This is a genomic window from Streptomyces sp. NPDC053665, assembly GCF_055585285.1.
Window position 1 is genome coordinate 104,367 of the sequence record NZ_JBVJKK010000002.1, and the last position, 13,786, is coordinate 118,152.

13 protein-coding genes are annotated in these 13,786 nt (G+C 73.6%); 5 read left to right on the forward strand and 8 right to left on the reverse strand.

The window, feature by feature from the left end:
- Positions 1-64: 64 nt before the first annotated feature.
- Positions 65-571 carry an RNA-binding S4 domain-containing protein gene (locus ACZ6ZN_RS08060; protein ID WP_451879268.1) on the forward strand — a complete coding sequence of 169 codons (507 nt, stop codon included), beginning with the start codon at positions 65-67 and terminating at the stop codon, positions 569-571.
- A gap of 8 nt (positions 572-579) precedes the next feature.
- On the opposite strand, the gene ACZ6ZN_RS08065 is transcribed toward ACZ6ZN_RS08060, so the two are convergent.
- Together ACZ6ZN_RS08065 and ACZ6ZN_RS08070 are read right to left on the reverse strand one after the other, a co-directional pair.
- Entirely contained in the window at positions 580-1,053 is a 474-nt protein-coding gene (locus ACZ6ZN_RS08065) for a DoxX family protein (protein ID WP_451879237.1), read from the reverse strand.
- A gap of 62 nt (positions 1,054-1,115) precedes the next feature.
- Positions 1,116-1,856 carry a class I SAM-dependent methyltransferase gene (locus tag ACZ6ZN_RS08070; RefSeq protein WP_469644222.1) on the reverse strand — a complete coding sequence of 247 codons (741 nt, stop codon included), beginning with the start codon at positions 1,854-1,856 and terminating at the stop codon, positions 1,116-1,118.
- Between the two features lie 148 nt (positions 1,857-2,004).
- Here ACZ6ZN_RS08070 and ACZ6ZN_RS08075 point away from each other — a divergent pair, with 148 nt between their 5' ends.
- Positions 2,005-2,268, forward strand: a complete 264-nt coding sequence (locus tag ACZ6ZN_RS08075) for a DUF6343 family protein (RefSeq protein ID WP_398111952.1) — start codon at positions 2,005-2,007, stop codon at positions 2,266-2,268.
- A 36-nt stretch (positions 2,269-2,304) separates the two neighbouring features.
- Here the strand turns inward: ACZ6ZN_RS08075 and ACZ6ZN_RS08080 are convergent, their stop codons facing one another.
- From ACZ6ZN_RS08080 to rpsA, 4 genes are all read right to left on the reverse strand, one after another.
- Entirely contained in the window at positions 2,305-2,685 is a 381-nt protein-coding gene (locus ACZ6ZN_RS08080) for a tetratricopeptide repeat protein (RefSeq protein ID WP_369196304.1), read from the reverse strand.
- Between the two features lie 118 nt (positions 2,686-2,803).
- Positions 2,804-3,421 (reverse strand): dephospho-CoA kinase, encoded by a 618-nt coding sequence (gene coaE, locus ACZ6ZN_RS08085; protein ID WP_469644225.1) that lies wholly within the window; start codon positions 3,419-3,421, stop codon positions 2,804-2,806.
- Between the two features lie 75 nt (positions 3,422-3,496).
- Entirely contained in the window at positions 3,497-4,435 is a 939-nt protein-coding gene (locus tag ACZ6ZN_RS08090) for a PAC2 family protein (protein WP_398111955.1), read from the reverse strand.
- A gap of 197 nt (positions 4,436-4,632) precedes the next feature.
- The gene (gene rpsA, locus ACZ6ZN_RS08095) at positions 4,633-6,126 is read right to left on the reverse strand and encodes a 30S ribosomal protein S1 (RefSeq protein WP_366709539.1); all 1,494 of its coding nucleotides are present in this window, start codon (positions 6,124-6,126) and stop codon (positions 4,633-4,635) included.
- 300 nt (positions 6,127-6,426) lie between these two features.
- Here rpsA and ACZ6ZN_RS08100 point away from each other — a divergent pair, with 300 nt between their 5' ends.
- Together ACZ6ZN_RS08100 and hrpB are read left to right on the forward strand one after the other, a co-directional pair.
- Positions 6,427-7,302, forward strand: coding sequence for a class I SAM-dependent methyltransferase (locus tag ACZ6ZN_RS08100; protein ID WP_469644228.1), 876 nt, complete (start codon positions 6,427-6,429; stop codon positions 7,300-7,302).
- A 69-nt stretch (positions 7,303-7,371) separates the two neighbouring features.
- Complete coding sequence (gene hrpB, locus ACZ6ZN_RS08105; protein WP_469644231.1) at positions 7,372-9,888, forward strand: ATP-dependent helicase HrpB; 2,517 nt, start codon at positions 7,372-7,374, stop codon at positions 9,886-9,888.
- 84 nt (positions 9,889-9,972) lie between these two features.
- On the opposite strand, the gene ACZ6ZN_RS08110 is transcribed toward hrpB, so the two are convergent.
- Positions 9,973-11,754, reverse strand: coding sequence for a lytic transglycosylase domain-containing protein (locus tag ACZ6ZN_RS08110; protein WP_469644233.1), 1,782 nt, complete (start codon positions 11,752-11,754; stop codon positions 9,973-9,975).
- Between the two features lie 361 nt (positions 11,755-12,115).
- Here ACZ6ZN_RS08110 and ACZ6ZN_RS08115 point away from each other — a divergent pair, with 361 nt between their 5' ends.
- A complete protein-coding gene (locus ACZ6ZN_RS08115) occupies positions 12,116-12,994 on the forward strand; it encodes a DUF4184 family protein (RefSeq protein WP_469644235.1) in 879 nt (292 codons plus the stop codon).
- Here the strand turns inward: ACZ6ZN_RS08115 and ACZ6ZN_RS08120 are convergent.
- Positions 12,891-13,517, reverse strand: coding sequence for a hypothetical protein (locus ACZ6ZN_RS08120; protein ID WP_469644238.1), 627 nt, complete (start codon positions 13,515-13,517; stop codon positions 12,891-12,893). The genes ACZ6ZN_RS08115 and ACZ6ZN_RS08120 overlap by 104 nt on opposite strands.
- Positions 13,518-13,786 lie beyond the last annotated feature (269 nt).

Below are 13,786 nucleotides of genomic sequence, written 5' to 3' on the forward strand. Positions count from 1 at the left end.
GGCCACCGGCCCCGGGCCCGCCCGAGCCGGAGACCGGGTCCTCGACCCCAAGGTCGCCGCGGCCATCGCCGCCGCCGAGGCCGCCGGCCCGCAGAGCGGCCAGAGCGTCCGCGTCGACAGCTGGATCTGGTCCGTACGCCTGGTCAAGACCCGCTCCATGGGCGCCACCGCCTGCCGGGGCGGCCACGTCCGCGTGAACGGCGAGCGCGTGAAGCCCGCCCACGCCGTGCGCATCGGTGACGAGGTGCGCCTGCGCCAGGAGGGCCGCGAGAGGGTCGTCGTCGTCACCCGGCTCATCCGCAAGCGCGTCGGCGCTCCGGTGGCCGTCCAGTGCTACGTCGACAACTCCCCGCCGCCGCCTCCTCGCGAGGCCGTCGCCCCCGCGGGCATCCGCGACCGCGGCGCGGGTCGCCCGACCAAGCGCGACCGCCGCGAACTGGAACGCCTGCGAGGGCTGCCCGGTTTCGGGGGTGCTGCTCCCGGGGGCGGTTTCGGCAGCGGCCCGGGTCGGGGCCCTGACCCGGCTCCGGGGCCGGGCCCCGGCAAGGGCCGAGGCAAGCCCAAGCCCTGAGCGCGCCGTCACGCACGCACCCGAAGCAGGCGCAGCAGGTCCGCGTTGTGCCGGCGCCGCGCCCAGGCGATGAAGGCGAGCGGCACGAGCAGGATCAGCGGCGTCGCCGCGTTCTGCCCGTCGAACACGGTCACCTGGACCACGAACGCGCCCACCATCAGGGCGCCCAGCGCCATCGCCGCCACCGACTGGAGCACCGGTGTCAACAGGGCGATGGCACCGGCCAGTTCGAGCGCGCCGATCGTGTACATCCCCGCACTGCCCCAGCCGAGCCGGTCGAAGGACTCGGCGGCCGAGGCGTGCCCGATCAGTTTCGGCAGGGCGCTGGCGACCGCGTAGAACAGGGCCAGCAGGATCTGCAGGGCGCGCAGGGCAATACGCGCACGCCGCCCGCGCGCGGTCACGGACCCGGCGACGACGGCACCGGCCCGGCCGGACGGGGAGGCGGCGGAGGCGGGAACGGGAACGGCGGTCTCGGACATGGAGGTCTCCTGGGAAGCGATCCGCTGGTGTCATGGGGATGGACCGCCCTCGTCCCGAAAACTCATCGCCGCACGGCGGACGAGGACGCTCCCGGCGTGGCTGGCGTGGCTGGCGTGTCCGGCACCGCCCGCACCCATATCCGGTCCTCCGTCAGATAGCGGTCCACCCGCAGCCCCGCCTCGCTCAGTGCCGCCTCGAACTGCTCCCTGCTCAGGGGGCGCGAGCGGAACGTCTGCGTCCAGACGGCGTCGGGAAACTCGTACTCCGCCCGGACGGAGCGCACACCGTCACCGATCGGCTCGGACGACACGACCCGCACGGTGAAGCCACCGGGATCCACGCGCTCGCGCGGCACGTTCGCGTGGTAGTCCTCTCCCTCCCGCTGGATCAGGACGCAGCCGCCCTCGGCGACATGGCGGGCGCAGGTGCGCAGCAGGCCCCGGCGCACCTCGGCGTCGCCCGCGTGTACCAGGAACGACGCGAGCAGCACGACGTCGAACGTCTCGTCGAGGGCGAGCTCCTCGATCGGGCTGCGTATCGTGCGGGCCCCGCGCACGCGCGCCAGCATCTCGGCGGACTCGTCCACCGCCGTCAGCGTGAACCCGCGCTCCAGCAAGGCGTGGGTCATCCGGCCGACCCCGCTGCCCAGCTCCAGGATGCGCGCGCCCCGGGGCACCGCCGCGGCGATGATCTCCGGCTCGTCCCCGACGGGCAGTCGTGCGTAGAACTCCACGGCGCAGCCGTCCGGGGTGATCGCCCCGGGGCCCGTCCCCTCGTATCCCTCGCGCACTTTCTGCTTCATGCCCGTCCAACGGGCCGTGCCCGTACGCCCGTTCCCACTTCCACCCCGTTCACCCGACCGAGTGACCGAGGGTCCCGGTGGGCCCGGTCCGCCCCATTGGTCAGCACCCGTGGCGCGGAGTACGTTGCAGACAGGAGTGGTGATCGCGATGCGTACAGGCAGTGAACCGAGGACCGCGCGCAGTGCCCTGCGGGCGCGCTTCTGGCTGAGCGTGTGGGGGCTGGTCTGGGCGCTGTTCGGCACGGTGGCGTTCGCCCTGGTCGGACGGACCGGCTGGGCCGTGGCATGCGGCGTGCTGCTGCTGATCGTGACGATCGACCTGACCGTCGTCCTCCGGCACATCCGCCAAGGCCCCCACTACCAGCCGGGCCCGGACATTCCGCCGTACGAGCCGCCGGACGCCCGCCGCTGAGACGCGCACCCGGACCTGGCCGCGGGGTGCCGCCGGCTACGAGTCGAAGTGGGCCGCCTTCAGGAACTCCGGGTTGGGATCCAGCGCGGCCGCCAGACGGAAGTGGCGTTTGGCCTGCTCGGGGCGGTTCTGCCGCTCATAGGTGCGCGCGAGGGCGAAGTGCGCGAACGCGTTGTCGGGCTCCCGCTCCAGGACGATCGAGAACTCCAGCTCCGCGGGCCTCAGCTGCGCCGCCGCGAAGAAGGCACGGGCGCGCAGCAGTCGCGCGGCGGTGTTCTCGGGATGCGCGGCAATGACCTTGTCGAGCAGCTTCACCGCACCCCGCGGGTCCCGGGCCGCCAGGAGCTGCTCGGCGGCACGGAAGTCGATGACGTGGGTCTCCGGGGTACGTCCGGCGGAACCGCTGGTCTCGGGCACGGCAGAGTCCTTCCCTCACTGGAGCAGTTCAACGCCCCGTGAGAGGGCTGCTATTCCGCGTCCGGCTGCGACCGTCCCTCGCGGGGCGCCCTCGGCGGCTGTCCTGCGCGGGCGCCTTCTACGGCTGCTCGTCGCGGGGCGCCTTCGACCTGCGCACCAGCTCGGACCACACCTCCCGCACCCGCTGCTCCAGCTCGGCCAGCGGGACGTCGTTGTCGATCACGATGTCCGCGATCGCGCGGCGCTGCTCACGGCCGGCCTGGGCTGCCATCCGCGCGCGGGCGTCCTCCTCGGTCATGCCGCGCAGCCGTACCAGCCGGTCGAGCTGGGTGTCGGTGGAGGCGTCGACGACGATCACCAGGTCGTACAGCGGGGCCAGGCCGTTCTCCGTGAGGAGCGGGACGTCGTGCAGGACGACCGCGTCCTCGGCGGCCGCTTCCTCCAGCGCGCGGGACCGCTCACCCACCAGCGGGTGCACGATGGAGTTGAGCGTGGCGAGCTTGGCGGCGTCCGCGAAGACGATCGAGCCGAGCCGCGGGCGGTCCAGACTGCCGTCCTCGGCGAGGATCCCCTCGCCGAAGGCGTCGACGACCGCCGCGAGGCCGGGTGTCCCCGGTGCGACGACCTCCCGCGCGATGCGGTCCGCGTCGATCAGTACGGCTCCGCACTCCACGAGCAGCCGCGACACCTCGCTCTTGCCGGCGCCGATACCGCCGGTCAGGCCCACCTTCAGCATGAGCCGCAGCCTAGACGCTCCACCGGGACCACCGGGGGGAAGGGTGCCGTTCGGCGCATGGCGCGGGGTGTGCCGTCAGTTCTCGCCTTCCCGCTCCGCCAGGAACTTCTCGAACTCACGGCCGATCTCGTCCGCGGAGGGGATGTCCACCGGTTCGGCGAGCATGTTGCCGCGGGTCTCGGCACCGGCGACCGCGTCGTACTGGTGCTCCAGACCCTCGACGAGCGCGGTGAGGTCTTCGTCGCCCTCGCGGATCTGCCGGTCGATCTCCGTCTGGGTGCGGTGGGCGTCCGAGCGCAGGGCGTGGGCGATCCCGGGCAGGACCAGTCCGGTGGCCGCGGTGATGGCCTCGAGCACGGTGAGGGCCGCGTCCGGGTACGGCGAGCGGGCGATGTAGTGCGGGACGTGGGCGGCGACGCCCAGGACGTCGTGGCCGGCCTGGAGCAGCCGGTACTCGACGAGGGACTCGGCGCTGCCGGGCACCTGGGCCTCCTCGAAGGGGCTGCGGTGGCCCGGGACGAGGTCGGTGCGGTTGCCGTGCGGGGTGAGGCCCACCGGGCGGGTGTGCGGGACGCCCATCGGGATGCCGTGGAAGTTCACGGACAGGCGGACGCCGAGGCGCTCCACGATCTGCCGTACGGCGGCGGCGAAGCGTTCCCACTCCACGTCCGGCTCGGGTCCGGACAGCAGCAGGAAGGGCGCGCCGGTCGCGTCCTGGACGAGCCGCACCTCGATGGCGGGGTCCTCGTAGTCGCTCCAGCGGTCGCGCTTGAAGGTCAGCAGGGGGCGACGGGCGCGGTAGTCCACGAGCCGGTCGTGGTCGAAGCGGGCCACGAGCTGGTTCGGCAGTGAGTCGAGCAGCCGGTCGACGATCTGGTCGCCGGTCTCACCCGCGTCGATGTACCCGTCGAAGTGGTAGAGCATGACAAGTCCGGCCGACTCCTGGGCGAGCGCCATGTCGACGACGGCCAGGCCCTTCGGCTCCCATGCGTACAAATCCTGGGGATCAAGCACAGTGACCGCTCCTCCTCGTGTTCACCGTCCACAACGCCGTTGCGGGCAGGGGCATTCCCGGAGGAGCAGATTCATGATCTTCTCGGCGGCGACGGCCCGCGCACGGCAGCACCCGGACCTGCCCCCGGAAACACCAAAGGGCCGTACCTCGGAAGGTACGGCCCCTCGGCTATCGGCTATGCCTCAGCGGCGAGCGTTCAGCTCTGCCCGCCGGCCAGCTTCTCGCGAAGCGCGGCCAGCGCCTCGTCCGAGGCCAGCGCACCGGAGTTGTCCGGGCCCTCGGAGGAGTACGAACCGCCACCGGACGCGGCCGGAGCGGCAGCCTCGCCACCCTCGGCAGCGGCCTTCTCGTCCGCCTCGCGGGACTTGATGACCTGCGCCTGGTGCTGCTCGAAGCGCTGCTGCGCCTCGGCGTACTGGGTCTCCCACGCCTCGCGCTGGGTCTCGTAGCCCTCGAGCCAGTCGTTGGTCTCGGGGTCGAAGCCCTCGGGGTAGATGTAGTTGCCCTGGTCGTCGTAGGACGCGGCCATGCCGTACAGGGTCGGGTCGAACTCGACCGCCGACGGGTCGGCACCGAAGGACTCGTTGGCCTGCTTCAGCGAGAGGCTGATGCGACGGCGCTCGAGGTCGATGTCGATGACCTTGACGAAGATCTCGTCGTTGACCTGGACGACCTGCTCCGGGATCTCCACGTGGCGCTCGGCCAGCTCGGAGATGTGGACCAGACCCTCGATGCCCTCGTCCACGCGGACGAACGCACCGAACGGAACCAGCTTCGTGACCTTGCCGGGCACGACCTGGCCGATCTGGTGGGTGCGGGCGAACTGCTGCCACGGGTCTTCCTGGGTCGCCTTCAGCGACAGGGAGACACGCTCGCGGTCCATGTCGACGTCGAGGACCTCGACGGTGACTTCCTGGCCGACCTCGACAACCTCGGAGGGGTGGTCGATGTGCTTCCAGGAGAGCTCGGAGACGTGGACCAGACCGTCGACGCCACCCAGGTCCACGAAGGCACCGAAGTTGACGATCGAGGAGACGACGCCGGAACGGACCTGACCCTTCTGGAGGGTGGTGAGGAACGTCTGGCGGACCTCGGACTGGGTCTGCTCCAGCCAGGCACGGCGGGACAGGACCACGTTGTTGCGGTTCTTGTCCAGCTCGATGATCTTGGCCTCGAGCTCCTTGCCCACGTAGGGCTGGAGGTCGCGGACGCGGCGCATCTCGACCAGGGAGGCCGGGAGGAAGCCACGGAGGCCGATGTCGAGGATGAGACCACCCTTGACGACCTCGATGACGGTACCGGTGACGATCCCGTCCTCTTCCTTGATCTTCTCGATGGTGCCCCAGGCACGCTCGTACTGGGCGCGCTTCTTCGAGAGGATCAGGCGGCCTTCCTTGTCCTCCTTCTGGAGGACGAGGGCCTCGATCTCGTCACCGACGGCGACGACCTCGTTGGGGTCGACGTCGTGCTTGATCGAGAGCTCGCGGCTCGGGATCACGCCTTCGGTCTTGTAACCGATGTCGAGCAGGACCTCGTCCCGGTCGACCTTCACGATGACGCCGTCGACGATGTCGCCGTCGTTGAAGTACTTGATCGTCTCGTCGATCGCGGCGAGGAAGGCTTCCTCGTTACCGATGTCGTTGACCGCTACCTGCGGGGTGGTGGCGGTGGTCTCGGTGCTGCTCGTCATGTGGGAAAGGGCTCCGGTACGGACATTGAAGTCGTAGGTACTGCTACGCCGGGAGCCCGTTTCGCTCTGCAGAAGCCGGACAGCCAAGGAAGCGCCACACAAGAACGGTGGCGCCTCGACAACCGAGGGGACATACATACAGATGCGAGCGCAGCCTGCTACGTCTGAGGTGCGCAGGCCCGCAGCGCAACTTGTAGCATACGGGGGCAGCCGGGCAGGGTCAATGCGCGAAGCCGCCCACCGGGGGCGGAACGGCGCATACCCGGCACAATTCGTGTCGTGCGAGGCCACGCAGGGGGCATGAAGCCCCCTTTTGCGACGTCGCCGGGACCGGCTGGACGGAAGAGTACGACGAGGGAGCCGATCATCCAAGAGCCCGAAGCGTCCGAACCCGAGGCCACCCGCCGCGCCGCCGGGCCCTCGGAGAGCTCCCGCGCCAATCGTGGCTGGTGGGACCGGAACGCGGACGAGTACCAGGTCGAGCACGGCACCTTCCTCGGCGACGACCGCTTCGTCTGGGGCCCCGAGGGGCTGGACGAGGTCGAGGCCGAGCTGCTGGGCCCGCCCGAGGAGCTGAAGGGCCGCGATGTCCTGGAGATCGGCGCCGGCGCCGCCCAGTGCTCGCGCTGGCTGGCCGCCCAGGGGGCGCGTCCGGTGGCCCTGGACATCTCGCACCGGCAGCTCCAGCACGCCCTGCGCATCGGCGGCTCCTTCCCGCTGGTGTGCGCGGACGCCGGTGCCCTGCCCTTCGCGGACGGCTCCTTCGACCTGGTCTGCTCGGCGTACGGGGCGCTGCCCTTCGTCGCGGATCCGCGCCAGGTGCTGCGGGAGGTGCGCCGGGTGCTGCGCCCGGGGGGCCGTCTCGTCTTCTCGGTGACGCACCCGATCCGCTGGGCGTTCCCGGACGAGCCGGGGCCCGAGGGGCTGACCGTCTCGGCGTCGTACTTCGACCGCACGCCCTACGTCGAACAGGACGAGGAGGGCCGGGCCGTCTACGTGGAGCACCACCGCACCCTCGGCGACCGCGTCCGGGACGTCGTGGCGTCGGGCTTCCGCCTGGTCGACCTGGTGGAGCCGGAGTGGCCGGCGTGGAACACCTCCGAGTGGGGCGGCTGGTCGCCCCTGCGGGGCAACCTGATCCCCGGAACGGCCGTCTTCGTCTGCGAGCGCGGCTGACCCGGCGCGGGCGGGGACGGACCCACCCGCGCGTGGGAGGCGCCTCGCCGGGCGTACGACACTGAGGGCGTGATCCGCTACGACGCCCTGGACGCCCTGCCCGTACGCGGTGCGCTGCCCGCACTGGACGACGCGCTGGAGGGGCACGGCACCGCCGTGCTCGTCGCACCGCCCGGTACCGGCAAGACCACCCTCGTGCCCCTCGTCCTGGCCGGGCTGGTCGGGGACGGGCCGCGGCGCCGGGTCGTCGTGGCGGAGCCGCGGCGGATCGCGGCCCGGGCGGCGGCGCGCCGGATGGCGTGGCTGCTGGGCGAGAGGACCGGCGAGAGCGTCGGCTTCACCGTGCGCGGTGAGCGGGTCGTCGGGCGGCACACGCGCGTGGAGGTCGTCACGACCGGTGTGCTGGTGCAGCGGTTGCAGCGCGACCAGGAGCTGGCCTGCACCGACGTGGTGGTCCTCGACGAGTGCCACGAGCGGCACCTGGACGCGGACACGGCGGCGGCGTTCCTGTGGGACGTGCGCCAGGCGCTGCGGCCGGAGCTGCGGCTGGTGGCCGCCTCGGCGACGACCGACGCGCAGGGCTGGGCCGCGCTGCTGGGCGGGGCGCCGGTGGTGGAGGCGCAGGGCGCGGCGCATCCGGTGGAGGTGGTGTGGGCGCCACCGGCCCGACCGGTCCGGCCGCCGCACGGGACGCGGGTCGATCCGGCGCTGCTCGCGCACGTGGCGGCCGTGGTGCGGCGGGCGCTGGCCGAACGCGAGGGGGACGTCCTGTGCTTCCTGCCCGGCGTCGGCGAGATCGCCCGGGTCGCCGGGCAGCTCGGTGCGCCGGACGGGGTGGACGTGCTCCAGGTGCATGGCCGGGCACCTGCCGCGGTCCAGGACGCGGTGCTGGTGCCCGGGGCGCGCCGGCGCGTGGTGCTGGCGACGTCCGTGGCCGAGTCGTCCCTGACGGTGCCGGGCGTGCGGGTCGTCGTGGACTCGGGTCTGGCGCGGGAGCCGCGGGTGGACCACGCGCGCGGGCTGAGCGCGCTGGCGACGGTGCGGGCGTCACGGGCGGCCGGGCGGCAGCGGGCGGGCCGGGCCGGTCGTGAGGCGCCGGGGACGGTGTACCGGTGCTGGGCGGAGGCGGAGGACGCCCGTCTGCCGCGCTTCCCGGCTCCGGAGATCAAGGTGGCCGACCTGACGGCGTTCGCGTTGCAGGTGGCGTGCTGGGGGGATCCGGACGCCTCGGGGCTGGCGCTGCTGGATCCACCGCCTTCCGGGGCCATGGCGGCGGCACGGGACGTGCTGGAGGCCGTGGGGGCCCTGGACCACGAGGGGCGTGCGACCGAGCGCGGGGCCGCGCTGGCCCGGCTGGGGCTGCATCCCCGGCTGGGGAGGGCGTTGCTCGACTCCGTGCCGCTGGTGGGGGCCGAGCGGGCCGCTGAAGTGGTCGCGCTGCTCAGTGAGGAGACCCCGCGGGAGTACGGCGACGACCTGGCCGGTGCCCTGCGCCGTGCCCGGCGCGGCGGGGACGCCTACGCCGCGCGGTGGCGCGCCGAGGTGCGGCGGTTGCGGGCCGTCGGCTCCGGGCTGTCCGGCTCCTCCGCGGCCGGGGCGTGGCAGGGGCTGTCCGAGGACCGGCAGGTGGGGCTGGTGGCCGCCCTCGCCTTTCCCGAGCGGGTCGCGCGGGCGGACGGCGGGTCGTACCTCATGGTCTCCGGCACCCGGGCCGAGGCCGGTGACGCGAGCGCCCTGCGCGGGGCGCCCTGGATCGCCGTGGCGGTCGCGGACCGGCCTGTCGGGAAGGGCCACGCGCGCGTGCAGCTGGGGGCCGTCGTCGACGAGGAGACGGCCCGGCTCGCGGCGGGCGCGCTGCACGGGGAGCGGGACGAGGTGCGCTGGGACGGCGGGGACGTCGTCGCGCGGCGGGCGGAGCGGCTCGGGGCGGTGGAGCTGACGGTGCGGGCGCTGCGGGACGCCGATCCCGGGCTCGTGCGCGAGGCGCTGCTCGACGGGCTGCGGCGGGACGGACTGGGACTGCTGCGCTGGCCGGCGGAGGCCGTCGTCCTGCGGCAGCGGCTGGCGTTCCTGCGGCTGCACCTCGGGGAGCCCTGGCCGGACGTGTCGGACGGGTCGCTCCACGCGCGCGTGGACGAGTGGCTGGAGCCCGAGCTGAGCCGGGCACGGCGGCGGGCGGATCTCGCGCGGATCGACGCCGGGGAGGCACTCGCCCGGCTGCTGCCGTGGGCTTCCGGGGAGGCCGGGCGGCTCGACGAGCTGGCCCCGGAGCGGATGACGGTGCCCAGTGGGTCGCGGATCCGGATCGACTACGCGCGGCCGGAGCAGCCGGTGCTGGCGGTGAAGCTGCAGGAGATGTTCGGCTTGCAGGAGTCGCCCCGGATCGCCGGGGTGCCGCTGCTGGTGCACCTGCTGTCCCCGGCGGGGCGCCCGGCGGCCGTGACCGCCGACCTCGCCTCCTTCTGGCGGGACGGCTACCGGGGGGTGCGGGCGGAGCTGCGGGGGCGGTATCCGAAGCATCCGTGGCCCGAGGACCCGGCCGGGGCGGAACCGACCCGGCACACCAGCGCGCGGCAGAGGCGCTGACGGGACGGCGCCCTCGCCCACCGGCACGGCGGAAGGCGCACGACGACGCCCCTCCCGGTCGGGGAGGGGCGTCGTGCCCGTGCGTCAGGCGGCCGGTTCGGCCGAGGGGCTCGGTGCGCTCGTCCCGGCGGCCGCCACGGTCAGCTCGACGGTGAGGGTCGCGCCGCCCGCGGTGGTGACGCGCAGCAGGAACGTGCCGCTGGTGTCGTCCGCGTAGAGCTTCGGCAGCGTCAGCAGGCCCTTCGCGTCGGTCTTCAGGCCCGCCAGGGTGCGCACGGGCTTGCCGTCGGCGCCCTTGAAGTAGGGGCCCTTGTCGTTGGCGGCGGCGTCCTGCGCCGACTTGATGAGCGTGGCCGTGGCCGCGACGCCGTCGGCGACGGCGCCGCCGTAGGTCGCCTTCACCTGCACCTGGTTCGCGAACTCCCCGCCGGGGGCGCAGGTCAGGGCCGCGTCGCCGGTCCGGGTGAGCTTGTCGGCGGCGCGCTCGGTGACGGTGGCCTTGTAGTCGAGGCCCGCGACCGTGCGGCCCACGACGGTGGCCCGGACGGTGACGGTGCCGGTCTTCTCCCCTGCCTTCAGGACGGGGGCGACCGCGACTCCGGAACTGTTCGTGGAGACCGTGGCGACGCTCTCACCGCCGGTGAAGGTCGTGTCCGTGTCGCCGAGGATCGTGAACCGGACCCGGACCTTGCCGACGGCCTTGCCGGCCTCGGTCTCGGCGCGGGTGCTGATCCGCTGCGCGAACGCGTCGCCGGCCATGGCGGTGAGCTTCGCCGTGCCGGCGTTCTCCAGGTGGTGCACCGTGTCGGTGGGCGTGGGGGGCGTCGTGGGCGGGGTGCTCGGGTCGCCGGTGCCGGGCGGTGTGGTGGGCGGCTTCGGCGTGGTCGTACCGCCGCCCGGCTTGTCCGGCTTGCTCGGGCCCGGTCCGGGATCGGGCTTGGACGTGGCCGGTGGCTTGGTGGCACCCGGGGTGCCGGGAGCGCTCGGGACGGTGGGCGTGCTCGGGCTCGTACGGCCGGTGCCCGCCCCGGCGCCGCCGTCGCTGCGGTTGCCGGGCAGCGTGCCCGTGCCGTCGGGGACCTCGTGGGCGCCCTTGCGGTAGTAGTCCAGCCACCTCATCACGAGGTTGAGGTACTCGCGCGAGTTGTTGTAGCTGAGGATCGCCCGGTCGAGGTCGCCCTGGTCGGACAGGTCCCAGTCGTTGCGGCACAGGTAGTGGCCCGCGGCGAGCGCGGCGTCGTAGACGTTGTTGGGGTCCTTCTTGCCGTCGCCGTTGCCGTCGCGGCCCGCCCAGGCCCAGGTGGACGGGATGAACTGCATGGGGCCGACGGCCTGGTCGTAGGAGCTGTTGCCGTCGTAGGCGCCGTTGTCGGTGTCCTTGATGAGGGCGAAGCCGTTGCCGTCGAGCTGGGGGCCGAGGATCCGCCCGAGCGTGGTGCCTTCGGCGTCCACGCGGCCGCCGCGGGCCTGGCCGGACTCCACCCGGCCGATCGCGGCGAGCAGTTGCCAGGGCAGGTTGCAGCCCGGCTTCTTCTCGCGCAGAGTCGCCTCGGCCTTCTTGTAGGCGTCGAGGACGGTCGCGGGGATGCCGGACTCGGTGCCGCCCTGCGCGATCGGCCCGGTTCCCGTGGTGGGCGACGGGTTGGGGCTCTTGAGCGGTGGCAGGTCCGTGTAGTACGGGGAGTTGCCGGTGGCGCTGTCGTCGGAGGCGGTGGCCTCCGGTGAGGGAATGGCGTCCGCGGCGGTCTGTCTGCCGTGGTCGTTGACGCCCGGAGCCTGGGAAGCGGACAGAGCCGCGACCGCTGCCGCGGCCACGGCGGTGGTTGCCGCTCCCTTGCGCAGCCTCCTGCCGAAATGCGCCGCCATAGAGTGAACCCCTCCCGTGGACGCCGTGACGTCCTATCTCCGCCTGCAGTGTTCGCCCTGTTGTGACGATCGGGCCGCCCGAGTGGTTGCCCTCGGACGGTCACCTCTCTGTTCTCTTGCGCGTTCTGCGGTCCCTCGCGTGCCCTGCGTGCGCCGTCCCCGTGCGGTGTGCAGCGCGCCGGCGCGGCGACTCTGGCGACCCTACGACAACTTCGTTTCCCCGGGCACCCGTTCGTGACCGGTCTTCACCGATCGGCCATGTGGAATCGTGTCGGTGCCGGTACGGCGGCGTCCCGCACACCGGGCCGCCGGCCGCCGGGCCCGTCACCGGGCTGCCCGACCACCTGCACAAGGAGCCGAGTTGCCGTTCACGCTGAGTCATGCGGCCGCCGTACTGCCCGCCGTCCGCAGCGACGGGACGGGCCGGGGCCGGCTGGTGCCGGCCGCTCTCGTGGCGGGGTCCTTCGCGCCCGACATGACCTACTACGCGGCGAGTGTGCTGTCCGGAGCGAGGGAGTTCGGTGACGTCACGCACGGCCTGCCGGGGGTGTTCACGGTCGACGTGCTCATCGCCGGGGCGCTGGTGGGATTGTGGCTGTTCGTGAGAGAGCCGCTGGTGGCGCTGCTGCCGCGCGGGCGGCAGGGGCGGGTGGCCGCCCTGCTGCGGTGCGGGGTCCCGCGCGCCCGGGTGCGGCCGTCGCTGGTGGCGTGGTGGTACGGGTCCGCCGTGCTCGGGGCGCTGACGCACGTGGTGTGGGACGCGTTCACGCATCTCGACCGGTGGGGCATGCGGCTGTTCCCGGTGCTCGGCCGGGAGGTGGCGGGCTCACCGCTGTACTGGTACCTGCAGTACGGCGGTTCGGCCCTGGCCGCCGCCGTGCTCGCCGTGTTCGTCGTACGGGCGCTGCGGCGGGTGCCGGGAGGGGAGCCGGTCGGGGTGCCGGTGCTGTCGGGGCCGGACCGGTGGGCGGCCGCCGCCGTGATCGGCGGTGTCGCACTGGTGGGGGCGGTGCAGCGCGCGTCGCGCTGGTGGGCGTACTGGGGGGCCATGGCCAAGCCGTGGGAGCTCATCCCGACGGTGTGCTTCGGCGCGGGCGCGGGACTCGCGGTGGCGCTGCCGCTGTACGCCGCCGGGGTCAGGCTGTGGCGTCCGGCTCCGGTCCTTGCGGATCCTGCCCGCGACGCCGGTACGGAGCCGAGCCGTCCGGCCGCTCCCCCGACGGGCCGCCGGGTGTCGTGATGTACACGGTGATGGTGGTGGTGTGCGCCGGGCGGGGCCGCGGAGACAACGTGAGCACGTACGTGAGGTAGTCCCGGGCCCGCCGGGTCCACGGCCGGGCGAGCCCGCCCCGGGCCGAGGGTCGCGCTGCGGCAGAAGCGCCGCCCGGGCCGGTCACGCCGTGTGGCGCGACGGTGGCCGGCCGGTCGCACGCGGGGCCGGTGAGACCGAGCGCCGCGGTCAGGTCCCCCTGGTCGGTGAGACCGAGCGCTGCGGGCAGGTCGGCCGGGTCGTCGAGACCGAGCAGGGCGGCCAGGTCGCGGGGGCCGGTGATGCCCGGGGTGGTGGCGGGGGCGCCGGCGCGGGCCGGGTCGGCGGATGGTCCGCCCGGGGCGAGGCGCCGCCGCAGGCCCGCCGTCGCCTCGCTCAGGGCTGCGGTGAGGGTGAAGGGAACACGGACCGTACTCGCGGCGGCCTCGAACGCCGGAACCGACGCGTGCGCCGTGCCGGCTGCCGTGCGGCTGAGGAGCGTGCGTATACCCATGCCCCGCATCCTGACCACGCTCGGAGCCGGGGGCGTCTTGTCGGGGTCCACGCGAGTGACGGGACCGCGGCGGGCGACGAGGGGTGGAGGACGCCTTGCCGGGAGCCACGCGGGTGACGGGGCGGGAGACGTTGCACGAGGGGAGCGAGCGGCTTCGGGTGCCTTGCCGGGGTCCCGCCGGGTGACTGGACGGGCGGGGTGCGCGAGGGCAACGAGCGGCTTTGGGAGCCTCGCCGGGTGCCGGGCCCACGCGGATGACTGGGCGGGCG